Consider the following 21,783-nt stretch of genomic DNA (forward strand, 5'->3'; position numbering starts at 1 on the left):
TTAATGTCCGAGGACTTCTCTTAGGGCCTGGAGACTCTCGTCTGGCGTTTTTTGGCTGACGTCGATGGTCTGGCTGGCCACTGCCTCATAGAGCTTAGCCCGCCGTTCAAAAAGTTCTTTGAGTCCCACCTTGCCTTGCAGGGTCAGCGGTCTCGACGGGTCATCCTTGATTCGCTCATAGAGGTCCTCAAAGTCAGACTTAAGATAAATCGTCTGGGGATTTTTTTCCAAAATTGGAAGATTAGGGGCATATTCGACAATACCGCCACCGGTCGCAATCAGACCTTTATGCTCGGCATAGCTCGCGAGGAGCTCATGCTCGATCTTGCGAAATTCAGCCTCTCCAAAACGCTCAAAAAACTGGGCAATCGGTCGCTTGATTTTCCGCTCAATTGCCCGGTCCAAATCGATGTAATTCGGGTCGAGCCGATAGGCTAGACTGGTCTTTCCCACGCCCATAAATCCGATCAGTATGACTGGCATAAGGCCTCCAAATCATCGAAAAAGCTGGGATAGCTGGTCCGGATGGCCTCAGCTCCAGCAAGCTCGACCTCGCCTTCTTGCACAAGCAGGCTTGCAATCGCCACCATCATCCCAATCCGGTGATCACCATGGCTGTCAAGCTGGGCTCCATGCAGGCGGCTCTTGCCCTGGATTCTCATACCGTCGTCAGTCGCTGTAATCGTCGCCCCCATCTTTTTCAGGCTATCTGCCACAACAGCAATCCGGTCAGTCTCCTTAACCCTCAACTCTTCAGCATCTGCAATGACCGTCTCACCTTCGGCCTGTGTGGCCAAAAGGGCGATAATCGGGAGCTCATCAATCAGGCGAGGAATCAATGCCCCTTCAATACGTGTTGCTTTTAGCTCAGAGCTCCGGACAGTGAGGGTCGCTGACTTGGCCTTCGCGTCAAACTCAGAGATTTCAAGCTCGCCCCCCATAGCCTTGATAACGTCAAGAATACCTGTCCTCGTTTCATTGACGCCAACATTTTTAAGGACAATTTCCATATTTGGAAGAATAAGTCCGGCCACCAGCCAGAAGGAGGCAGAGGAAATGTCGCCGGGAACCGTCAGCTCTTGACCCGTCAGCTTTTGTCCGCCCTCAATAAAGATTTCCTTACCCTGGACCTCGAGATGACCGCCAAATTGGACCAGCATGTCCTCAGTGTGATTACGGGTCTTTTCTTTTTCGATAATCCGAGACTTTCCATCAGCTTGGAGAGCTGCAAAAATCAAGGCCGACTTGACCTGGGCAGAGGCAACCGGCAGTCTATAGTCGATGGCTTTGAGCCCTTTTCGACCCTTGATTTTCAGCGGTGGCAGGACCCGCTCGCCCTGGCCATCGACCTCAGCCCCCATCATCCGCAAAGGGACAGCTATCCGGTCCATCGGCCGCTTTGATAGGGAGGCATCGCCAAAAAGCTCTGTCTCAAAGGCTTGACCTGCTAGAATACCTGAAATCAGGCGGGTCGTCGTGCCAGAATTGCCCATATCAAGGGGCTGGCTGGCTGGCTTGAGGCCGTCGAAGCCCCGTCCTTCAATCGTCAGGACTTCTCCATTTTCGGAAAAATGAATATCGACGCCCATGGCCCGAAAGGCCTCGATGGTCGCTAGGACATCCTCAGCCTGAAGGAGGCCGTCAACCGTCGTCCTGCCCTGGCTCAGAGCCCCAAACATGACCGCCCGGTGTGAGATGGACTTGTCGCCTGGGACGGTCAAGACAGCCCTGCTGCCCTGAAGTTTGCTTTTAAGCTTCATTTCTACCAGCTTTCTTATCAGTTTATATTTCTTAATTATAGCAAAATTTCAAGAACATTTATAGCAAGGAAAAAGGCCAGCCGGCCTTTATATTATCTGTCTTTTCAGCTCATTTTTCGGATGACAATTTCTGTCCCCTTGCCTACTTCTGAATTGACCTCTGCCTTAAAGCCCAGCTTGTCAAAAATCAGCTTGGTCAAGTAAAGACCCAGCCCCGTTGACTTCTGCTGGTTGAGGTGGCCGTTGTAGCCTGTAAACCCATGCTCAAAGAGGCGGGGGACATCTTCAGGAAGAATGCCGCGACCTGTGTCAATCAGGCGGATTTCGCCTTCACTGATACGGACAATAAGGCCCCCTTTATCCGTGTACTTGACTGCATTGTTGACCAACTGCTCAAGGGCAATCGTCAGCCAACGCCGGTCGGTCGTCAACTGCCAGTCGCCATCAATCTCAACCGACAGGTCTTTTTGAATAAAGAAATTGGCATACTTCTTAATAATTGAGCGAACCAGGTCAGCAAGCGAAACTTCTTCAAAGCGAAAATCCGTCGATAAATTCTTAATCCGAACGCTCTCCAGCAACATGTTCAGGTAGTTGTCCAGGGCAAAAAGCTGTCTTTCTAAGTCCCGGCTGGATATGGTCTCCGAGGTCTGCAACATCAGGTCCATAGCCGCTATCGGCACCTTCATCTGGTGGGACCAAATCCGCATCAGGTCCCGCTGTTCCTTGTCTGCCAGCTCAATTTCACTGACCTTTTTGGTCAATTCATCCAGCCTGCATTCCAGCTCAAAACGCTCCTTGACTTCTTTTCTAAAACGGAGATAGTTAAAAAAGGAATAGACAAAGATCATCACGATGACCAGGGCCGTCGCATTGATGAGGGCGAATAAGGGCAGGTGCCAGAGGACAAAGGTCAGCAGGTAGACCGCCAGGCTCAAAAAGAAAAGCAGGAACTCGGCCCTTTTTGTCTTAAAATAGTCAGATAAGTCCATAACCCTTGCCCCGCTTCGTTGTAATATGCTCGTCAAAGCCGATTTCTGCGACCTTCTTGCGGAGTCGCGTCATCTTGACATTAAAAGTATTGCTGTCAATAAATTCATCGGTCTGCCAGAGGGCCTGAAGGAGGGCCTCCTTGCTGACCAGCTCGCCTTCGGCCTTAAAAAGCAGGCTCAGAACCTTGTTTTCTGAAGCTGTTAATTCAATTTGAGCATCGTCCTTCATTAAGAAGCCATCCAATAATTCATAGCCTGCAAAGGTCAGCTTACTGCTTTCAAAACGCCGTAAAACAGCCTTTATCTTAGCCTTCAGAATTTCTAATGAAAAAGGCTTGGTCACAAAATCATCCGCCCCCTGATTCATGGCAGAGACCTGATTCATCTCATCTGAGCTCGATGAAATAAAGATAATCGGCATCTTGCTCAGCTTTCTGAGCTCTGTCGTCCAGTAAAAGCCTGAGAAAAAGGGCAAGCCGATGTCCATGAGGACCAGATCCGCCTCAAACTCTAGAATCTCTTGCTTTACTGCTCGAAAATCCGTCACGCTCTTGACCTGATAGTCCTCCTTGAGGACATTTTTTAGGCTGTCTACAATCGTCTTATCGTCTTCCACAATAAAAATCTTGTTCATTGGCTCTCCTTTTCTAATTATTATAGCAAAAATTCAGACTTATTTTTATCACAGCCTTGCCCATTTTTGCTAGCGAAAAAAATCCTGTTTCTCGTGCCAGTTTCCTTGCTATTGTCCCGAGATGCTGATATACTGTGTGTGTCAAATATGTGATTGCTTGCACAATCACAAAGAAAGTGTACTTTTATGATTCAATTTTTACGTCAAAACAAAATCGCCATGTGGCTGATGACGCTCATCCGTATCTATATCGGCTACCTCTGGATGATGGACGGCTGGGAAAAACTGACGACCAAGGGCGGCTTCCATGCTGAAGGCCTGATTACGGGTGCCCTGCATCAGGGGACTGCGGTAAAGCCTTATTCTTATCCCTGGTTTGCCCACTTCCTCAATGCGACAACCAACGGCGGACATGATGCCAGCTTCTTTAACTTCCTGGTCCCTTGGGGCGAATTTTTAGTCGGTCTGGGTCTGATTTTCGGGACACTGACTCTGGCGGCTGCCTTCTTTGGAATCCTGATGAACTTTACCTACCTGCTCTCAGGCGTGGTTTCTGTCAATCCGACCTACATTGTTCTCCAATTCCTGATTTTGATGGCCGGCTTCAATGCTGCTAAAATCGGGCTAGACTACTGGGTAACTCCATTCCTCCGCAAAATCATTCCCTTCCTCAATAATGATATTGAGACAAGAAAGCTTGCTGAATAAGCTTAGCAAATAAAAAAGTCCAGCAGATTTAACTGCTGGGCTTTTCTCATATTCATTAAGTCAGGTGGACACCCTTATCAACATAGACGATATCTCCGATAACACCTGCAGCGAGCGGGCTCACGAGGAAGGCAGCGGTCTGGCCGACTTCTTCGATGGTCACACCGACACCGTCAGCTGTACGGCTGTCTGACTCTTTAATCAAGTCCTTGTAGCCTGAAACGCCTGATACGGCAAGGGTTTTAATGGCTCCGGCAGAAATCCCGTTGACATGGACACCGATGTGGGCCATCTCAGCTGCCAGGTAGCGGACGCTGGCTTCCAGTGAAGCCTTGGCGATTCCCATCACGTTGTAGTTAGGGATGGCACGAACTGAGCCCATGTAGGTCAGGGTCACGATACCAGCACCCTCATTAAGGAGAGGTTTCGCAGCCTTGGCAACAGCAAGGAGACTGTAGGCTGAAACGTCTTGAGCCAATGCAAAGCCGTCACGAGAGATGTCTGAGACGTTGCCCCCCAGCTCTTCTTTTTTAGAGTAGGCAATGGCGTGCACAAGGCCGTCGATCTTGCCAACTTTTGATTCGATTTCAGCAAAGGCTGACGCGATAGACTCGTCAGAAACCACGTCACATTCGATGAGGATGTCATCAGCTTCAGCGAGCTTGGCCAGCTGTTTTTCCATCCGTTCATTTTGATAAGTATAGATCAGGGTTGCTCCCTGGTCTTTCATAGCTTTTGCACAACCCCAAGCGATGGATTTGTTATTGGCAACGCCCATAATCACAATCTTCTTGCCTTCTAAAAACATAAAAAAATAATTCCTTCCAAGATAATAAAAAATTGACAACGACTGCATTTATTGATAAACTTATGCTTATAATAGTTTGCCTTGTCTAAATACTTTATAGGTAAAATTGTAAATCAAATTCTCTTAAAAGTCAAGGATTTGTTTTATAATACAAATTAAAGCGTCAGAAAGTGAGAAATCATGCCAGAAAATATTGCAATGACTGCGACTGAAGTCATGGAAGTTATCCCAAACCGCTATCCTATCATGTTCATCGACTATGTGGATGAATTGACCGAAGATAAAATTGTAGCAACAAAGAACGTGACCATCAATGAAGAGGTCTTCAATGGCCACTTCCCAGGCAATCCTACCTTCCCGGGTGTCCTCATCCTTGAAAGCCTGGCCCAGGCAGGTTCTATCCTGATTCTTAAAAAGAAAGAATTCCAAGGAAAGATGGCCTACATCGGCGGTATTGACAAGGCAAAATTCCGTCAAAAGGTAACACCGGGCGACGTGATGAAGCTTGAATTTGAAATCACCAAATTCCGTGGCAAGGTCGGTACAGCCGATGCGACGGCCTACGTTGATGGCAAGAAGGTCACTACAGCACAATTTACCTTTATCGTTGACGAGGCGGCTGAACAGACGAAATAATTGGAAGAGTCCAGATGGGCTCTTTTCTTTTGAGCAGTGCTTGTCGATGTAGAATTTTAGTAGAGCAGAAAAAAGAAGGCTACAGATTTAGCCTTCTTTTTTGGTTTGTGCCTGGAATTCGCTTTACTCCGCTCAAGGTGGAACTCATCGGTGGAACATGGCCTTTGTTCTAATTTGCCGATGATTTCCACACGCTAGTTTTCGCTCGCTTGGTAGTGCTAAGCTTTAGGCGGTCTGCTTTGCAGACTCAGCCTACTTTGCCTGGGACAAACTGTAATTATGATCAATCGACTTTTCCAGCTCTCCAGAAGCTTTCATTTGCTTGATGACCTCATCGACTTCTTTTTTAAGATTGCCAGAATCCTTAGACATGGCGACGGCATAGCTAGCATCTTCTGTCTTGAGCTTGACGCTGTCTACAATGGCCAGGTCTGGGTTTTGGGCGACATAGGACTTGGCAATGAGGTTTTCGATGACAGCCCCTTGGACCAGGCCTGCCTTGACTTCATTGATTTCGTCATTGACGGCAGACAGCGATACCAGGTTGGCTGATTTGAGCTGTTCTTTGACGATTTTTTCTTGAACCGAGCCCTTTTGAGCAGAGATGGTCTTGCCCTTTAGGTCGTCGATCGATTGATATTTATTCAAGTCTGACTTTTTAACCAACAAGTAATTATCCGCCGTATAGTAAGGCTCTGAGAAATCAAAGGCCTTTTCACGCTCTTTGGTCGCTGTAATTCCTGAGATTCCCAGGTCAATCTTGCCGGCCTGGAGGCTGGACAGGACATTGTTGAAGGACATGTTGACAATCTCTAGCTTCACGCCCAGCTTCTTGCTGATGGCATTGGCCAAATCAATGTCTGAGCCGACGATTTGGTTCTTACCATTTTGAAGGCTCTGAAACTCGAAAGGCGGATAGTCAGCCTGGAGGCCGACCTTCAAGACCTTGGCTTCCTTGATTTTATTGACTTGGGCATTTGAGTCTGAGCCCTTGCTCGAGCAGGCGCTTAGGCTGACTGTAGCGATAAGTGCCAGTAAACTTGTGAGGATAACTTTTATTTTCATCTTTTCTCCAATGCGTATATTTATTTTGTGATTATGTATTATTATACATTTATTCTGGAGGTTGTCAAGAATAAATGTATAAATAATCAAAAAAAGACGACAGCTCAAACTGCTATCGTCTTTTTTATAAAGTTCTTCTTTTTAATAACCATCTGGATGTGAGCTATGCCACTTCCAGGCGTTCTCAATAATGTGTTCCAGGCCGTTTTGGACATGCCAGCCAAGGATTTCTCCAGCCTTGGTCGAATCAGCGACCAGCTCATCTGGGTCACCAGGACGGCGTTCGCCCATCTTACTTGGAATTTCCTTTCCAGTGACCTTGCGGGCGGTCTCAAGGACTTCCAAATTAGAATAACCCTTTGAGCTACCAAGGTTGAACTGGTCTGATTTTCCGCCGGCCTTGAGGTATTCGAGAGCCTTGATATGGGCATCAATCAGATCTTCCATATCGATGTAGTCCCGCACACAGGTCCCGTCGGCTGTTTTGTAGTCATCGCCGTAGATGGTAATAAAATCACGCTTGCCGAGGGCGGTCTGGAGGATGATTGGAATCAAGTGGGTCTCATTCTTATGGGCCTCACCGATAGAACCGTCGCCCTTGGCACCAGCGACATTAAAGTAACGCAGGGCCACATAGGTCATGTCGGTCGCTTCAGACTGCCACTTCATCATCTGTTCCATGATAAGCTTAGATTCGCCATAAGGGTTGATTGGCTTCTGTGGTGTTTTTTCCGAAATTGGAGATGACTCTGGAATCCCGAAAGTTGCTGCTGTACTTGAGAAGACGATGTGCTTAACGTCAAATTCCTGCATGACTTCCAAGATAGAAATGCAACCGCCGACATTATTGTCAAAATACATGGCAGGTTTTTCCATCGACTCGCCGACCAGGCTGTAAGCACAGAAGTGCATCAGGCCTTCGATATTTTTTTCCTGCTCAAAGACCTTTGAGAGGGCGTCCTTGTCACGGACGTCCACTTCATAAAAGCGAACGCCTGCAGGGACGGCTTCACGGTGGCCTGTAACCAGATTGTCCACCACAGCTACCTCGTAGCCTCGGCTCAAAAGGATATCCACAGCGTGTGAGCCGACATAGCCAGCCCCACCAAGTACTAATACTGTCATTCGTAAAATTCCTCTTTTCTATTTTTCCTTATGCGTCCCAAAGCCCATTTTATAAGGGATTTAAGCACTTTGTTAGTTTTCGAGTTTCCTCATATTTCCCAATATTTATGCCTAAAATTGTGACTTTTGTTATGCCTGTTTTTTTACCCTCAAGCAAGTAATTTCAAGTCATTCAACTTCCAAACTACTTCATCTTTTTGTGATTTTAGCACATGAGTATAGATGTCGCTTGTCGTCCTAGGATTTGAATGCCCCACACGATCCATAATGACTTTTTGCGGAATATCCAACATTACAAGAAGTGTGATATGACTATGGCGTAACATATGTGCCGAAAAATCAGAAGCTATTTTCCCTGATATTTCAGCTTTTACTCCAACTTTTTTCATAAAAGCGTTAAGATTAGGATTACTAAAAGGTTTCACTCCAGTTGTGATAAAGATAAATTCAGACTCACGCACACGCCTTTTCATCTCTTCTAAAATTTCAACCGCCCGCTCGTTAAGTGAAACATGACGGATAGATTGAACATTTTTAGTCGGTCCTAAAGCATGTAAATCTGCTGACCAAGAATGACAAATGAAAATATCTCGTTTGAGAATATCAACATTTTCCCAGAGCAGCCCGGTCGCCTCGCCAAATCGCAATCCTGTCCAGAACAGGAACTCAACAAGCAAAAGTTTTCTTTCTGCCGTTTCACGCTGATAATTTGTGTGAAGATCAGCAATGTATAGCTTTGCCCCCTCTACAAATTCCCTAAATTCCTCAATCGTAAAGAATTTATTTTCTCGTTTTTGAATGGCCTCAAAAGTTACTTTTTGCCTTGGCAGTCGAATTCTAGCCGCTTCATTAACATCAATATAACGCATTTGAAAAGCGAAATCAAAAAATTGAACAAGTAGCCTTTTATACGTTTTTTGAGTCGTAGTAGAGCTGAAAAAAGAAACAAAGTTTTGAAGTTCTACACTCTCAATTCTCTTTATTCGCTTATTTTCAAATTCAAAATCATCAAAGAATGTTTTGAAATTGTTTTTTTCTTGTTGCGCGGATGTAGCTGCGATTTCCTTTTCACGTATTAACCAATATTTCTCAAACACTTGCCTACAAGTTGCATTATGCAACAAATCATCCGCATTTTTTTCCTCAGATAATTTTTGAGCTATTTTCAGTTCAATCCGTTTTCTTGCCTCCCGATGAGACTGGCTACTTGATGTATTCATTGTAACCGAAACCTGACGCCGCTTGCCTTTCAATGTCAAATAAGTGTCATAAAATTTTACCTTCCCATTTTGAAGTTTTTTGTAAAACATTTGATTTTTCCTCCCTACACATTCAGTAGGTAGAAATAGGTCTCTGACACTCTAATACCGAGAAATTCTCACAAATCTGAAAACAGGATTTCTCAAAGATGTCCACTGTATTATACCATTTTTTGCCTATTTTTACCACTGCTCCCCCATTTCTTGCTATATTTATGCCCATATATTCATACTTTTTTCACAGGAATTTTTACGCTAAACGCAAAACAAAGCTTTTACTACTATTCTTTCATCTCAGCTTAGTAATCAGAAACCTGACTGGCTGATTTATATTTCAAAAATGCTTCATAACCTTCCACAGAAATATAAACCCGTTTATGCCCCACATTCAAAATTTTACTTTCAAACTGAGGGAGTCGTCTCATTTCTGTCAAATCATTACTCAAAGTATATGGAGTAAAATTTTTTTACTCCATGTTTTTTGTTCTAAACGCGTTCGTGAATTTTTTTGTGAATTTTTATTTTTGTTTTGAAATTATCAACCATGAAGTGTATGGTTGACCCTTTGATTTGATTGCTTTATTTTTTATAGCAAAATTTCCAAACTGTAAGTGTTCTCTGAAAATATGAAAAAAATTTTTGACAACTCTGTCAAAAAATTTTCTCAGTCTCTTTAGTATTCTGGCACATCAACTTCTTCTTTCAGCACGGAAATCATCGCATCTGACAGGGGTAATTCTTTCATCAATACAGCAAGCACGAAACTTACCAGCATCAGAGGGACAAGCCAGCTATACAGTCGTCCAAATGCTGCTACTGCTGTCAAATGCTTCATACCAGCATTGAGCAAGGTTCCCATGATTGCCGCAGCAAAAGCGCCACCAAGACTTTTAAAGAAATTCAACGCGCCTGTTGCCGCCCCCAAATCTTGATAAGGTGCCGCATTTTGTCCAGCAAGCAAAGCAACTTGAATCATCAGCCCTTGTCCAATTCCAGAAAGCACCAACAGCGCAATCAACTCCAGCAAAGACGTCCGCACCGTCAACATTCCCAAAAATAAACTGGAAATTCCCATCAAAAAGCTCCCAATAATCGGATAAATTTTGTATTTTCCCGTTTTCGTGATAATCGGCCCTGTTACCGCCGAACCAACGACCAGCCCCAACATCATCGGAATAATCACTAGCCCCGCACGACTTGCACTAAAACCGCGCACCGTCTGCAAATACATCGGTGTAAACAACATCAGCACAAATAAAACGAAGCTCGCCAAGGCAAATTGCAAACTAGAAATCGCAAAAACTGACTTTTTGAACAATCCCAAAGGCAATATCGCCTGCTTTCTACGTCTTTCCACGAAGATAAAGCCAAGCACACTCAGCACCGCCAACACAATCAACCCAATAATCAATGGCGAAATCCAAGCCACAGTATTCCCGCCCCAAGTCGTCATCAGCAAGAGCGCCGTGGTAAATAGCGTTGCCAAAAGTCCGCCCAGAAAATCTACCTGCCCAACTTTTCGTACTTTTGGCAAGTGCAATAAAGCCCCCAGCAGCACAAAAGCCAGCACACCAACCGGAACATTGATATAAAAAATCCAACGCCAGCTCACCATCTGAGCAATGAAACCACCAAGAAATGGCCCAGCAATCACTGCCAATGACGGTACAATCCCTAAAAGTGCCTGATAAGCGCCACGTTCACGCGCTGGCACCAAATCACCGACCGTTGCCTGAACCAGCGCCGTCAAACCGCCACCGCCTATTCCCTGAAAAGCGCGCATGACAATCAAGAACAGCATCGTCGGTGCTAAGCCAGCAAGGGCTGAGCCGAGTAGGAAAATCACAAGCGACACTTGCAGCACAATTTTCCGTCCCAGCTGATCGCCCAAACGTCCAAATAACAAAGTTGTCACCGAACTTGTCAGCAAATAAGCCGTCGTTGTCCACGCCACATATTGCGGCTGCGCCAGCGACTTCGCGATACTCGGTAAAGCTGTTGCGACAATCGTCTGGTCAAGTGACGAAACAAATAAAATCAGCATTAACGGAACCATTATCAACAAGAGTGAACTCGTTTTTTTCATGATAAATCCTCTTTCCTCAAAAGTGTAACTAAGTTACTTTTTTACAAAATTCATTATACACATTCTCATCTACTTTGTCAAAAATAAAGTAATCAAGTTACATTATTCTGTTTTCACTTGCCAAAGATAAGTAACTGAGTTACAATGTAATCATGAACAGAGAAGAAAAAAAACGCGCTAAACGCGAAGAAATTGTCGAAAAAAGTATCGCTCTTTTCAGCGAAAAAGGCTACGATAACACGACAACCGCCGAGATTGCTGCGGCTTGCCAAATTGCCAAAAAAACCCTTTTCCAGTATTTTCCCAGCAAAGAAGACATTATTTTTGAAAATGAGCGCGAACTTCTTGAACAGATTTTAGAGGTCATCAACGACAGCACAAATCCTTGGCAGACTTACCTTGACTGGCTCAAAAGCCTTGAGCAGGAAAACGAAGAAAATCTCTCGCTCCCCGCACTGATTCGCGCCACTCCAGCACTTCACGACCGCCTTTTGCGAATGTGGGCAATGTATGAAAATGAAATCGCCCAAGCATTTGACAATAACCTGAGCGCGACTATTTTAGCAGCAAAGATTGTCCTGCCTTGGCGCCTCGTTTTTGAGCGTGATTACACTATTTCCCAGATTATAAAAGAACTCGCATAACGCGAGTTTTTTTGACAGAACTGTCAAAAAAAGAACATGAAAATTCTCATATTCTTTCTCAAAAAATGTAACAAACTTTTTTGACAGAACTGCCGAAGGGGCTAGGTACTTCAGCACCTAGACTTCTCGGACAGGTTGAACTGATAGCAACACTGTCAGTCTGTCCCCTGTCAAAAACTATTTCTTAACCAAATCAGCAAAAATCATTCGACCAGCGCTGGTCTGCAAGACTTTCGCCACTTCCACGCGCACCGTCTTATCAATCATTTTCGCTGTATCTTCGATAACAATCATCGTGCCATCTGGCAAGTAAGCCACACCTTGCTGGCGCTCAGAACCCGCGCGAATAATCGTCACATCAATCGTTTCTCCAACGACTGGACTAATGTCAAATAATTAGACACGAAAATGGAAATTAATTTTTAAAATAATCCATTTCTTTCTGATTAGGAGTTAATCCAAAATAATAGAAAGTTGAAGTAATGAATAAACTTGAAAAATTTAAGACTGTTCGTGATTTAAAAAGTGCCCTGCTTGATGAAGCAGGGATTTATGATTACGACAGTAGAGATGTTGTCAGTTTTGGAGAACGAACCGCTGAAAAAATGGCGGAGGATTATTTTGGAACCATTCCCTCCAATCATTCGCCCGCTTACAAGAAGCTTTTAGAAAAGTTTCGGGAAAGTGTTGAAGACTACGATTATAGGAGAGATTGATGAAACAAAGAAAATGGGGATTGCTTATGCTAAGTGGCGTGGTCTTATTGAGCCTTTCTGCGTGTGGTCGTTCAGGTTTGAATGTGTCACAGCCCTCTGTGTCGTCTCAAACGACGCAAAATTCAAAGGAAAGCGTGACGGCTCAAAGTCAGGCGAAGCCTCCCGCAACTTCCTTTAGCATCAGTCAAGAATTGGATTTTGTGCAAAAATTTCTAACGGCTTATACGACCTATACGTCCCTTAATGCGCAAAAGTCAGCTATAAAGCCTTTCTTGACATCAAGTATGCAAAAGCAACTGGCAGTGGGAACACCTGCGTCGCGAGAAACGAATCAGGTCATGTCTGTGGGTCAAAACCTTTCGGTTTGGCAGAATGACAAGGGAGAATGGCTGGGCTTAGTGACGGTTAAAATCAATGATCAAACGAGTAGTGTGCAGGTCTTTTTGGTGGGACTGGAAATAAAAAATCAAAAATTACTGGTGAGTCAGTTGAGTTCGCCAACCCAAGAATAGTGAGAGGGGATGAAATGAATAAAGCAAATCAAGCACGGCAGGCGCATATTGCTGCGATTCTATGGGAGCGACTCGTTGTCGCTTTTAATGAGGAAGCAAAAACCTATGATCCAGAGGCATACAATAGTCCTTTGGGTTCGATAGGCGAGGTTTATTGTCGAGAAGTTTGTCGGCCAAATTGGTGGAAGGCGCTAGGCGGTGAGGCACTCATTGGAAGTAAAAGTGAGAATCGAGGAGTCATCACTTTAGGGAAAGGAAAGCAAGAAGGGTTTGATGATTACTGGGAAATCACGCATCTGATTGAAGAGGCGCACCACGGTGAACATTTGGAGACAGGGATCATTTACTTTGGAAGTTGAGAGGGATGGGATTGAAAAAATATTCGCAGTTTGAATTAGAAAACTTGAAGCTGTCCCAAAAGATTGCGCAGCGTCGCAGAAAAACCTGAACCGACAAAAGCTACCGCAATGAAATACTCTGCCAATAGCGCCCAGCCGGCAACCCAGCCAAAGCCTTCACCAAATAGGACCGAAATCCAAGAATAAGCCGATCCGGCAAAAGGCATCACCGTTGACATTTCAGCATAAGCAAAAGCTACAAGCCCAGCTACCACCGCTGCAATCAAATAAGAGAAAACAACAGCCGGCCCGGCATATTCAGCAGCAACGATCCCCGGCAAAGTGAAAATTGATGTCGAAATAATCGTTCCAACACCCAAGGCCAGAAAATCTCTTGTACCAAGCACTTGCTCTAACTTTTTATCCTTTTGATGATACGTATCAAAACTCGCGCGTCTCGTAAAATTCATTTAATCCCTCCAAAAATTTCCGAATAAATTTAAAAATAATCACAAAAAAACGAATTAACCTCAGCCATTCTGTTTCATTAGCTCTCGCTAATTTTCCACCCTGAAAACGTTCTTCACATTTCATAAAATCGCACTTTTATCCTGCTTTCATTCTTGAAAAATCTCGCGCTCAAAAATTTCATAAGATGTTTCACTTTTTTTAATCTTATGAACCTGACTTCCTGACTCCTTTCTTGAAAACTATTTTCCATTGTAATCTTTTTTGGACAAATTGTCAAAATATTATCGCATTTTACTTCATTTTCCGATAAAATACAGTCTAAATTAGAATTCCTTAATTTCAGACTGATTTAAAACGCACCATTCAAAAGCTTTTCACTCACTTCTTTACCTGAGCCGATAAAAAAAAGAACGCCTCCTCCTGCTTTCTCAGAACATTGCTTTGAGTCAGCAGTCGCATTACCGTTCTTTTTTATCGTCCTTCAAAATAGAGCAAACAGCTTCAAATAATGGGTTCAGCGTTCTTCTTCATTGATGTTTTCTTCTTGTTTTTTTCGCTTTCTAATGGCCACAGATCCAGCAGTCACTATACCAGCAAGAGCGACAAGCCCTGCAAGTCCTGCACCTCCTGTAAAAGGAAGTGAAAAGTCCGTTACTATCAGCGCTGTTGTGCTCATCACATAATCACTGGCCTGTGCAGCGCCACTCTGGATAAAATCTCCAACCGTCGCATTTGGGTTGCTCGCAAGCCAGTTGTTATAATCTGTGACTCCCTGCAAAGTCAGCGCATAGAAAGTTTCGGCGTAGTTGCCGTTTTCCATCGGATTGCTGCTTGCTTGGACATTATCTGTAGCATTTCCCATATAGAGATAGCTACTATTACTGCTGTCGCTCCCTATAATCACCACGCCAACGGGCGCACCATTGACAGATTCCCCACCATCACCATTATCATCTCCGCCATCAGCATCCAGTGCTGAGGTGATGTCTGTGACTGGCGTATATCTGGCTGTTTTTGGAATCGTGTTCGTTGCGTTTGAGCTAATAGCAGTATTATCAGAGGCAACATTGATCGTGACTGTCTGATTAGGAGCGCTAAGCCCTCCCGCAGTCGCCAGCATCGCCGCATAGGTGGCGCTCAGCGAGTAACCGTAATCGGCAACATTAAAGGTTTTCCCCTGCCAAGTGTAACCTGTGATTTTGATCCCAGCTGCTGCCATATCAGCAGCACTCGCATATCCTGCTGCTGTGATAGCTTGCTGCGTGACATCTGGCAGACTTCCCGCAGAGACATTTTGAGTGTTTCCGCTTGTACCATTTACAGGATCATTTGGATTGTTGGCATCACTGATGGTCCATTTTAGAGTTGCCTGATTAGGGACGACGATAAAGGTATAGTTGCCTGCCGCTGCCAGAAAATTTTTATAAATAGCGTTAGCAGAAGTCGAAGTCTGGAAAATTGACATGGCAGTTTGACCATTTGCTGTACCTCCCATTGTTTTTCCAGATACGACCGCGCCAGTTGCGGCAGTATAAGCTGTATAAGTATAAGTACCCGTTTGTGCCCAAATATAACCATCATTAGTATTGATCCAAATCGTGTAAGGAGCATTGAATGAACTAATCGAAGTGAGATTACCGTTAGGCAGAGGATTTTTCCAGCCTGCTGTCCCACCTGAGGTAAGGAAAATCGCAGGCAGTACGGGGGTCTGCGTCGGAACGACGCTTCCAACTGCACCTGATACGGTCGTTGAGTTTGGAAGCGTGCCCGTCCAGCTCGTATTACCGCTCACGGCGCCTGTGACGAGCTTGCCCGCCACACCATTGGCACCTGGTGTATCCTTTTCCCCTGGTAGTCCGCCTGTACTTGAGCTGAACTGATAGTTAAAGGTAACACTTTGTGTGATTGGAGCAAGCGTTACTGTATAGCTATTGCCTGAGGCTGCAAAGGTAGGCGCAGCTGTCCCCGTTGGGAACTGTGCAGGATTCGTCTGTGTCCCAGTAACCGTCGTCATGTTTGTCCCAGCAATACTTGAAATATAATAGCCCGCCGGCACTTTTCCATTCATTGTTGTATTGATTGTCGTGGTCGGTAGTGCCGTGCCAACATCGCCCTGATAGCTACCAAAGCTAGGGGCTGCTGGTGTGTTGAGTGCCCCTGTCGCATAGGTATAGGTGCCAGTCGCAGTTGGCTGAGCGCTCAGGACAACGGTATAAGCATTCGCACCTGTCCCTGACGTATCTGCACCAACCGTAAGTCCTGCCACTGTTAGGCCGTTTAGCGTCGCTGATGTCGTTCCCCCTGAAGCAATAGTTGTTGTGCCCTGTTTAATAGCAGAGATATAGTAGCCCGCTGGAATCTTTCCTGTTAAGTCTGTTGTCACACTTGAAGGAATTGCCGTTCCCGTCGTCAAATTATTGTAAGTCACTGTCGGAAAGGAAGCTGCATTCCCAGAAGCATTACTAAAAGTCAGTACATTATTTGTGAGTGGAGTATAAGCCACGTTAATAACATTGGGATTGTTTGATACTGTCGGATCATAACTCTGCACCGTTACTGCCGTTCCATAGGAAGTCGTTGTATAGCCTGCCAAGGCTGGAGGAACAAAGTTATAGCTGTTCCCTGTGGCATTGACAGTTGACGGCGTCGTAGCCGCAGCAGCTGTCCCAATAATATCAGAAATGTTCGCTGTAATGGTTGTGCTTGGCGCAATCACTGCCTTTGAGCTATTATTAAGATAATTGACAATAACAGGCTCTGTTCCTTTTTGTCCGCTAAATGTCAACGAACTCAAATCAAGCGAGAGATTTCCTGTCAGTCCCCCTGTAGATCCAAAAGCTCCGATATTCATTGTAGAGTTGACCGTAATAGTCTGACTGGTCGTTACAGCTGAATTCTTCGTTGCAAAACTACTATTTAATGGCTGCTCAGTTAGGGTAAGTGTGCCAGTTATTTGTCCTTGTGCATTGGTACTACCATTTGGAGCCCACGTGATCGTTATTCTTTCATTCTGAGTGGTGGGCAATGTTTGTGTTTCAGTATTAAGAATTGGAACCATCGTAAAAGGGTAACCTGGCGCCGCTTTAGTGGCATAGCCCGTACGAACTAATGCTCCTGTTCCATCTGTTGTCCGAATCGAGATTTGTGTTGCGATGCCAGTCGTTCCTTGTGAAGTTCCACCCGCTCCATCTGAACCATCTAAAGGTCCCAAAGCATAGCCTGTCCCATAACCTGTGGTATTATTGTAAAAATCACGCCCCGCAAAAACTGAATTAGTCAATCCAGCAATGCCAAGACCACCGCCTCTCGGGTTAGTTGTCGGATTCCCCCAGGCTGGATCAGCTGCGATTGGAGGAATCGGTGCATTGTTGAAATTTGTTGACATCTGCGTTTTGGATGCGGGTGTAAGAAAGAAGCCCATCCCATCGCCCACTCCAAAAGGACCGTTTGTACCTGAAGCGACATCACCTGCAGTGGTTGACTTCGAAGATTGGAAGATTCCCGAGAGAGTAAAGCCTGCCGACATTGTCATGTTTGATGCCCCATTGAAGTAGGCAAATCCTGTCGTATAAGTAGGGGACGTCTTTAAAGTAAAGTTGAGCGCATTCCCCATTTTAGAGCCCTCACCCGATGACGCTCCATACGCAGAAGCCCCCCCCTAACGTCCAGTTTGCTGTTTGGGTAATGTCACTCGCCTGATAAGTATGATCTCCCGTATCAGCCGTCCCTCCAGCTGTTAACTGCCCATTGGCAGGGGTGGTCGCAGCTTTCACTTTTTGGATGGGAGTATTTAGAAAAGGAGTGAATGCAGGGAGCACACCACCGCTAAAAAGCACGACTGTTAAAGAAGCATATAGCCATTTTTCCCTGATTTCCAAGTACGGAAGTTCGTTTTCTGGACATTTCCTAACGATGCTGTCTTCCTTTTTTCGTGAGACACAGGAGGGTTTTCGGTTTTCAGTAGATTTCTTTTTTTGAGCGTTATTCTTTTCATGCTTTGAATGATACATCCTTTCCTCCCTTCTTAATTTTTCTGATGCTTTCGTCTTCTAAGCAGTACGGCGAAAAGCAGACTGAGAAAGCCGCCTAACACCCAAAAAATCTGAGCTGCACCTCCCGTTTTCGGCAATAGCTGATTTAAAGTACCGTTTTTTCCTCCTTCATGCTCTCCTTTAGGATTCGGCTGTGGCTGTGGTGTCTTACCTCCTGAAGGCGGTTGTGCCTCGACGCTGGACTTCGGATAGAGAGTGAGCGTGTCCAGGTAAGCGTGATTAGCTTCACTCCAAACTGGAAGCTCGATCAAAAGCGGCTTGGCTGGATAAAGAAGGCCTTTACTAGGATTCGCTTCTTCTTCCACCAGATAAATGCCATCAGCCAGCTGGAGTGAAGCTTGTCCATTCTGATCAGTCAAAATCTGGCTCGGTGCGCCAACAGATTGATACGTTGATGCTACATTAGGATCGATCTTCTCTGATCCTGCTGCTCTGATTTCTTGAATCACATAAGTAATCCCCGGAATCAAGCGCAACTCTTTTCCCGTATTATCATAGACAGGAAGATGATTGATCTCTTCTCCCGTATTGATGGTCTGACTTTCTTGAAAACCTGTCGCACCATTTGAGAGCCCATATTTGACGATCGTCACGGTCTGCGTATGCGTTGCTGCTTGCGTGATACTTGCGACTCCTAGACTAACGCACAATACGAAAAACATGATCAGTTGATGGAGATACTTTTTTGCTCTCATTTCTCCTCCTTCCCATTTTTTCTTCTCTTTTTCTGACTCTCTTTCGTTGGAAGCGGATAAGAGCGAAGATACGTGAGATGTTCAAGGGCTTGCTCGCTTTGCACGACAAGCTGCCGATGGGCACGTCCGATCCTTACCGCTGTCTGATCATGCGGGCCCTTGACATAATCATGCTCTCTTCCTTCATAAGTGTTCGCGACCTGCTGCTGGACAAATTTACGCCAGTTTTCAGTCTTTTGATGATAAATCAGATATTTTAACTCTTTTTTCTCCCTTTGAAAACGATAATAATTGATGACGGCACCCTCTCCTAAAGCTTGTGCCTGATATTTGGCCAGCTTTTTGCTGCTGGTCAGATAAATTCCGAAGCCAAATTCTCCATCTCTGGCATCTTTTGATAAAGTCAGATGTGTTGATGCCGTGAGAGTGGCACGATAAAATGGAGCACGCTTTCTCAAAATCCAGAGCAGAAGCGCTCCGATTCCCAAAAGAGCCAAAAAGATAGAAATCAGAAAAACCCAAAAAGGATAGCCAAATTGATTTCGATTGATTCGCTCTGTCGGTGTTATTTTTGAGAGTGCGATCCGTTTTCCCGTGACTAAGAGCCGTTCATTATTAATCCCCGTCGGATAACAAGTCACAAGTGTCGCCAGATCCTCACCTTTGATAATCCCCAAAGTTGAAACATCGCTCGGATTAACGACTTTAATATTAATCACTTCATATTTCAAATCAAGATTTAAGGTATGAAGATAGAAAACATCATCTTTTTTCAACTTATCTAAATCACTAAAAAGTGTATCATTGACCCGTCCAGAGTGCGCTGCCAAGACAGTATGTGTATTAGTACCACCAATGGGTAAACTCGTCTGCGAGAGATGACCGACCCCAATAGCAAGTGTACTTTCTGCATCGCCATGATAGATAGGCACATCATTGACCGTAATCTGTGGAATTGAGATATAACCCATCATGCCTGATTTATCAATATTTAACGTACTATTGTAATCTGGAATTTTTCCAGACCAAGGAATATGCTGACTCATGTCATAGACATATTCATTGTAAAGACGAGCATTGTAGAGTTTTGCCTGATCTAACATCTCTGTTATTTTTGACTTGCTTGTCTTTGAAAGTTCTGAATTAAAATTTTGAACAGACTTGACTGCCTGTTGTGACGCCAAGTAATTTGCGACAATCGGGTAAAAGAGTACCCCCAAAGCAGTAAGCAAAAGGATTGTGGATAAGATATTACGAATGGAATGTTTACTTCTAGCGGATTTTTTAGGTTTTTTATTCATCCTATCCGCCTTCCTTTCATAAATTCTTAACTGCAACCCTCATAAAATTATGCTTGCTCTTCTTCGTTATTACGACGACGACGGATAACAAATCCAGCAATGCCTGCCCCTGCTGCCACAATTACAATAGCAGCAAGACCTTCACCACCAGTAAATGGTAAGGCAAAGGGTTTGTTATTGGTAATGACGTTATCATTTGTACCTGGTGTGTAGGTTCCACCCTCATAATAAGTTGTATTAGCTGTAGAGCTACCGTCAGCTGCTGGTGTTGTATCCGCAGTTACTGCAAAGACATTAGCCCCTGTATTTGTGTCAGGTAAAGTATAACCATTTGGCGATACAATTTCGACTGCATAATAGTTTTGTGAATTAATCCGGTCAGTATTACTATCCACAAGATTAAGTCCCGTGAAAGTCGCCACTTTACCATTTGTTGAGGAAACTGTCGTTGGACTACTTCCAGCAGCAACCGTTGTTCCATCAGCATTAAGAAATTCTGCGCTAGTAGATGTAGCCCCAGCTGTCAAAGTACCATTACTATAAGTTGAACTTTCTGCAAGTGCTTGAGCATCTGATAAGCTAGCAGCTTTCACAAGAGCAAATACTGCCCCATTAAGACCACCATTTGCAGCTGTTGTCTGACCTGCTGCCACTTTTGAAAGTGCAACACCACCAACATTAAGCGTTGAACTAGCTGTCGTACTGTTCGTTGCCAAAACCGCACCATAAGCATTTGTGATTGCTGTTGAAGCCTTATCTGATAGCGAGCCTACGGTACCAGCATTGACAGTTGTAGGAATAACAACATTTAAAGCACCATCAGCATTACCAAGTGCAGCAGCAACTTTTTGTTGTCCAGAAGAAAGCAAAGTGATAGTAACTGTTTGACCGCTTGTTGTGACTGTGTAGTCTGTTCCAGCTGTCAATGTTACAGGAACAGGATTTCCCGAACCATCTGTAACGTTGATCACAACAGGGTTTGATGTATTATAAGTCACCCCAGTTGGCAAAGTATCAGTGATAACATATGAGCCTGTCACCCCTGTTGTTCCATCTCCATTGCTTGTTTGAGATGAGTCGAAAACTGTATTGACATTAAAGTTGACTGTATCTCCAGCAGCTGCGGTTGTTGTAATTCCACTATCGGCACTATTTGACCAAGTGCCATCATTAGCATTGTCATCACCAACATTTCCCATGTTACCTGAGCCATTATTATCAGTAGAACTATTTGTGAGGGATTGATCTGCAACAGTCGATTGGCTAATCGTTTGACCATTTATACCAGTAAGTTTAATCTCATTTGGCGTATTACCAGCACCATTATAGTTATCATTAGCATTTGTCGTCGCAACATCACCAAGACCTGATGAACTCGACATATCCAATTTCGGATAAACATTGACAAGCCCTGCTTGGGTATCGTTATTATTGACCTGTACGATAAAGTTCCCAACTGTTGTAATCCCATTGACCGTTGTTGTCTGGCTAATGATATAATAACCATTTGCAAGATTTGTAAAGTTGGCTACACCTGAAGCATTTGTTGTAGCAGGTACTGATGTAGACGTTAAAGTTGCACCATTCATATTAATTGTACCATCTGCACTTTGAGTTGGCATACCAGCAGATGTATCAAGCAAAGTCGCCGTAAAAGTGACATTTGCCATATCAGCTGTACTATCGAGAGAACTTTGGTCTGTCCCGTCATTTTTAGTAGCACCTGAGTTACCTGCTTGTGCTGGTGTTTGTCTGTTTGTGATACCTGCGTCATCAGTTCCAGAAGTAATATTTTGTGTTTTGGAAATATTACCAGCTGCGGACTGTGCATAGATTGTAATATTACCATTAGAAACACCGTCTGATGAATCTCTATCAGCGGCATTGACTTTAAGTCCAGCCAGGCCTCCAAGACTTGCAAAAGTAAGTAATGCTACACTTGCGACCGTCAATTTTTTGTTCATTTTTTTGAAATCCATCT

At 44.5% G+C, this 21,783-nt stretch carries 20 protein-coding genes and 3 pseudogenes; 6 read left to right on the forward strand and 17 right to left on the reverse strand.

The window, feature by feature from the left end; translation table 11 throughout:
- The 4 genes from NtB2_RS00210 to NtB2_RS00225 all read right to left on the reverse strand — a co-directional run bounded on the left by NtB2_RS00210 (position 1) and on the right by NtB2_RS00225 (position 3,386).
- The gene (locus NtB2_RS00210) at positions 1 to 483 is read right to left on the reverse strand and encodes a shikimate kinase (RefSeq protein WP_109244937.1); all 483 of its coding nucleotides are present in this window, start codon (positions 481 to 483) and stop codon (positions 1 to 3) included.
- Complete coding sequence (gene aroA, locus NtB2_RS00215) at positions 468 to 1,760, reverse strand: 3-phosphoshikimate 1-carboxyvinyltransferase (protein WP_109244938.1); 1,293 nt, start codon at positions 1,758 to 1,760, stop codon at positions 468 to 470. The genes NtB2_RS00210 and aroA overlap by 16 nt, the downstream gene beginning before the upstream one ends.
- A gap of 104 nt (positions 1,761 to 1,864) precedes the next feature.
- On the reverse strand, positions 1,865 to 2,752 hold the full coding sequence (locus NtB2_RS00220) for a sensor histidine kinase (protein WP_109244939.1): 888 nt from the start codon (positions 2,750 to 2,752) through the stop codon (positions 1,865 to 1,867).
- The gene (locus NtB2_RS00225; RefSeq protein ID WP_109244940.1) at positions 2,739 to 3,386 is read right to left on the reverse strand and encodes a response regulator transcription factor; all 648 of its coding nucleotides are present in this window, start codon (positions 3,384 to 3,386) and stop codon (positions 2,739 to 2,741) included. The genes NtB2_RS00220 and NtB2_RS00225 overlap by 14 nt, the downstream gene beginning before the upstream one ends.
- 186 nt (positions 3,387 to 3,572) lie before the next feature.
- Between NtB2_RS00225 and NtB2_RS00230 the strand changes: the two genes are divergently transcribed.
- Positions 3,573 to 4,094 (forward strand): DoxX family membrane protein, encoded by a 522-nt coding sequence (locus tag NtB2_RS00230; RefSeq protein ID WP_109244941.1) that lies wholly within the window; start codon positions 3,573 to 3,575, stop codon positions 4,092 to 4,094.
- Between the two features lie 55 nt (positions 4,095 to 4,149).
- Here NtB2_RS00230 and fabI read toward each other — a convergent pair whose 3' ends face one another.
- The gene (gene fabI, locus NtB2_RS00235; RefSeq protein ID WP_109244942.1) at positions 4,150 to 4,902 is read right to left on the reverse strand and encodes an enoyl-ACP reductase FabI; all 753 of its coding nucleotides are present in this window, start codon (positions 4,900 to 4,902) and stop codon (positions 4,150 to 4,152) included.
- A 180-nt stretch (positions 4,903 to 5,082) separates the two neighbouring features.
- On the opposite strand from fabI, the gene fabZ reads away from it, so the two are divergent.
- Positions 5,083 to 5,538, forward strand: a complete 456-nt coding sequence (gene fabZ / locus NtB2_RS00240; RefSeq protein ID WP_109244943.1) for a 3-hydroxyacyl-ACP dehydratase FabZ — start codon at positions 5,083 to 5,085, stop codon at positions 5,536 to 5,538.
- A 252-nt stretch (positions 5,539 to 5,790) separates the two neighbouring features.
- On the opposite strand, the gene NtB2_RS00245 is transcribed toward fabZ, so the two are convergent.
- The 5 genes and pseudogenes from NtB2_RS00245 to NtB2_RS00265 all read right to left on the reverse strand — a co-directional run bounded on the left by NtB2_RS00245 (position 5,791) and on the right by NtB2_RS00265 (position 11,073).
- A complete protein-coding gene (locus tag NtB2_RS00245; protein ID WP_109244944.1) occupies positions 5,791 to 6,603 on the reverse strand; it encodes a transporter substrate-binding domain-containing protein in 813 nt (270 codons plus the stop codon).
- 141 nt (positions 6,604 to 6,744) lie between these two features.
- Positions 6,745 to 7,728, reverse strand: coding sequence for a UDP-glucose 4-epimerase GalE (galE, locus tag NtB2_RS00250; protein WP_109244945.1), 984 nt, complete (start codon positions 7,726 to 7,728; stop codon positions 6,745 to 6,747).
- A 149-nt stretch (positions 7,729 to 7,877) separates the two neighbouring features.
- The gene (locus NtB2_RS00255; RefSeq protein ID WP_109244946.1) at positions 7,878 to 9,038 is read right to left on the reverse strand and encodes a tyrosine-type recombinase/integrase; all 1,161 of its coding nucleotides are present in this window, start codon (positions 9,036 to 9,038) and stop codon (positions 7,878 to 7,880) included.
- A gap of 248 nt (positions 9,039 to 9,286) precedes the next feature.
- Positions 9,287 to 9,436: pseudogene (locus NtB2_RS08710) on the reverse strand (DNA-binding protein); the annotation flags it as partial.
- Positions 9,437 to 9,660: 224 nt separating this feature from the next.
- Positions 9,661 to 11,073 carry an MDR family MFS transporter gene (locus NtB2_RS00265; RefSeq protein WP_109244947.1) on the reverse strand — a complete coding sequence of 471 codons (1,413 nt, stop codon included), beginning with the start codon at positions 11,071 to 11,073 and terminating at the stop codon, positions 9,661 to 9,663.
- A 152-nt stretch (positions 11,074 to 11,225) separates the two neighbouring features.
- On the opposite strand from NtB2_RS00265, the gene NtB2_RS00270 reads away from it, so the two are divergent.
- Positions 11,226 to 11,717 (forward strand): TetR/AcrR family transcriptional regulator, encoded by a 492-nt coding sequence (locus tag NtB2_RS00270; RefSeq protein ID WP_109244948.1) that lies wholly within the window; start codon positions 11,226 to 11,228, stop codon positions 11,715 to 11,717.
- Between the two features lie 177 nt (positions 11,718 to 11,894).
- On the opposite strand, the pseudogene NtB2_RS00275 reads toward NtB2_RS00270, so the two are convergent.
- A pseudogene (locus tag NtB2_RS00275) lies at positions 11,895 to 12,095 on the reverse strand (TRAM domain-containing protein); the annotation flags it as partial.
- A 104-nt stretch (positions 12,096 to 12,199) separates the two neighbouring features.
- Here NtB2_RS00275 and NtB2_RS00280 point away from each other — a divergent pair.
- The 3 genes from NtB2_RS00280 to NtB2_RS00290 are packed head-to-tail and all read left to right on the forward strand — an operon-like array spanning position 12,200 to position 13,304.
- Positions 12,200 to 12,433, forward strand: a complete 234-nt coding sequence (locus NtB2_RS00280; protein ID WP_109244949.1) for a hypothetical protein — start codon at positions 12,200 to 12,202, stop codon at positions 12,431 to 12,433.
- On the forward strand, positions 12,433 to 12,945 hold the full coding sequence (locus NtB2_RS00285; RefSeq protein ID WP_109244950.1) for a hypothetical protein: 513 nt from the start codon (positions 12,433 to 12,435) through the stop codon (positions 12,943 to 12,945). The genes NtB2_RS00280 and NtB2_RS00285 overlap by 1 nt, the downstream gene beginning before the upstream one ends.
- Positions 12,946 to 12,959: 14 nt before the next feature.
- Positions 12,960 to 13,304 carry a hypothetical protein gene (locus NtB2_RS00290; RefSeq protein WP_109244951.1) on the forward strand — a complete coding sequence of 115 codons (345 nt, stop codon included), beginning with the start codon at positions 12,960 to 12,962 and terminating at the stop codon, positions 13,302 to 13,304.
- A gap of 47 nt (positions 13,305 to 13,351) precedes the next feature.
- Here the strand turns inward: NtB2_RS00290 and bcaP are convergent.
- From bcaP to NtB2_RS00325, 6 genes and pseudogenes are all read right to left on the reverse strand, one after another.
- A pseudogene (gene bcaP / locus NtB2_RS00295) lies at positions 13,352 to 13,753 on the reverse strand (branched-chain amino acid permease BcaP); the annotation flags it as partial.
- 515 nt (positions 13,754 to 14,268) lie between these two features.
- The gene (locus NtB2_RS00300) at positions 14,269 to 16,605 is read right to left on the reverse strand and encodes a beta strand repeat-containing protein (protein WP_125194923.1); all 2,337 of its coding nucleotides are present in this window, start codon (positions 16,603 to 16,605) and stop codon (positions 14,269 to 14,271) included.
- Between the two features lie 772 nt (positions 16,606 to 17,377).
- The gene (locus NtB2_RS00310) at positions 17,378 to 17,764 is read right to left on the reverse strand and encodes a hypothetical protein (RefSeq protein ID WP_109244954.1); all 387 of its coding nucleotides are present in this window, start codon (positions 17,762 to 17,764) and stop codon (positions 17,378 to 17,380) included.
- A gap of 14 nt (positions 17,765 to 17,778) precedes the next feature.
- On the reverse strand, positions 17,779 to 18,501 hold the full coding sequence (locus tag NtB2_RS00315) for an LPXTG cell wall anchor domain-containing protein (RefSeq protein ID WP_109244955.1): 723 nt from the start codon (positions 18,499 to 18,501) through the stop codon (positions 17,779 to 17,781).
- Positions 18,498 to 19,802 (reverse strand): class C sortase, encoded by a 1,305-nt coding sequence (locus NtB2_RS00320; RefSeq protein ID WP_109244956.1) that lies wholly within the window; start codon positions 19,800 to 19,802, stop codon positions 18,498 to 18,500. The genes NtB2_RS00315 and NtB2_RS00320 overlap by 4 nt, the downstream gene beginning before the upstream one ends.
- Positions 19,803 to 19,849: 47 nt before the next feature.
- Positions 19,850 to 21,781, reverse strand: coding sequence for a beta strand repeat-containing protein (locus tag NtB2_RS00325; protein WP_109244957.1), 1,932 nt, complete (start codon positions 21,779 to 21,781; stop codon positions 19,850 to 19,852).
- Positions 21,782 to 21,783: the final 2 nt, after the last annotated feature.

Origin of the sequence: Lactococcus termiticola (assembly GCF_003116835.1) — a bacterium.
In the GTDB taxonomy this organism is placed as follows: domain Bacteria; phylum Bacillota; class Bacilli; order Lactobacillales; family Streptococcaceae; genus Lactococcus; species Lactococcus termiticola.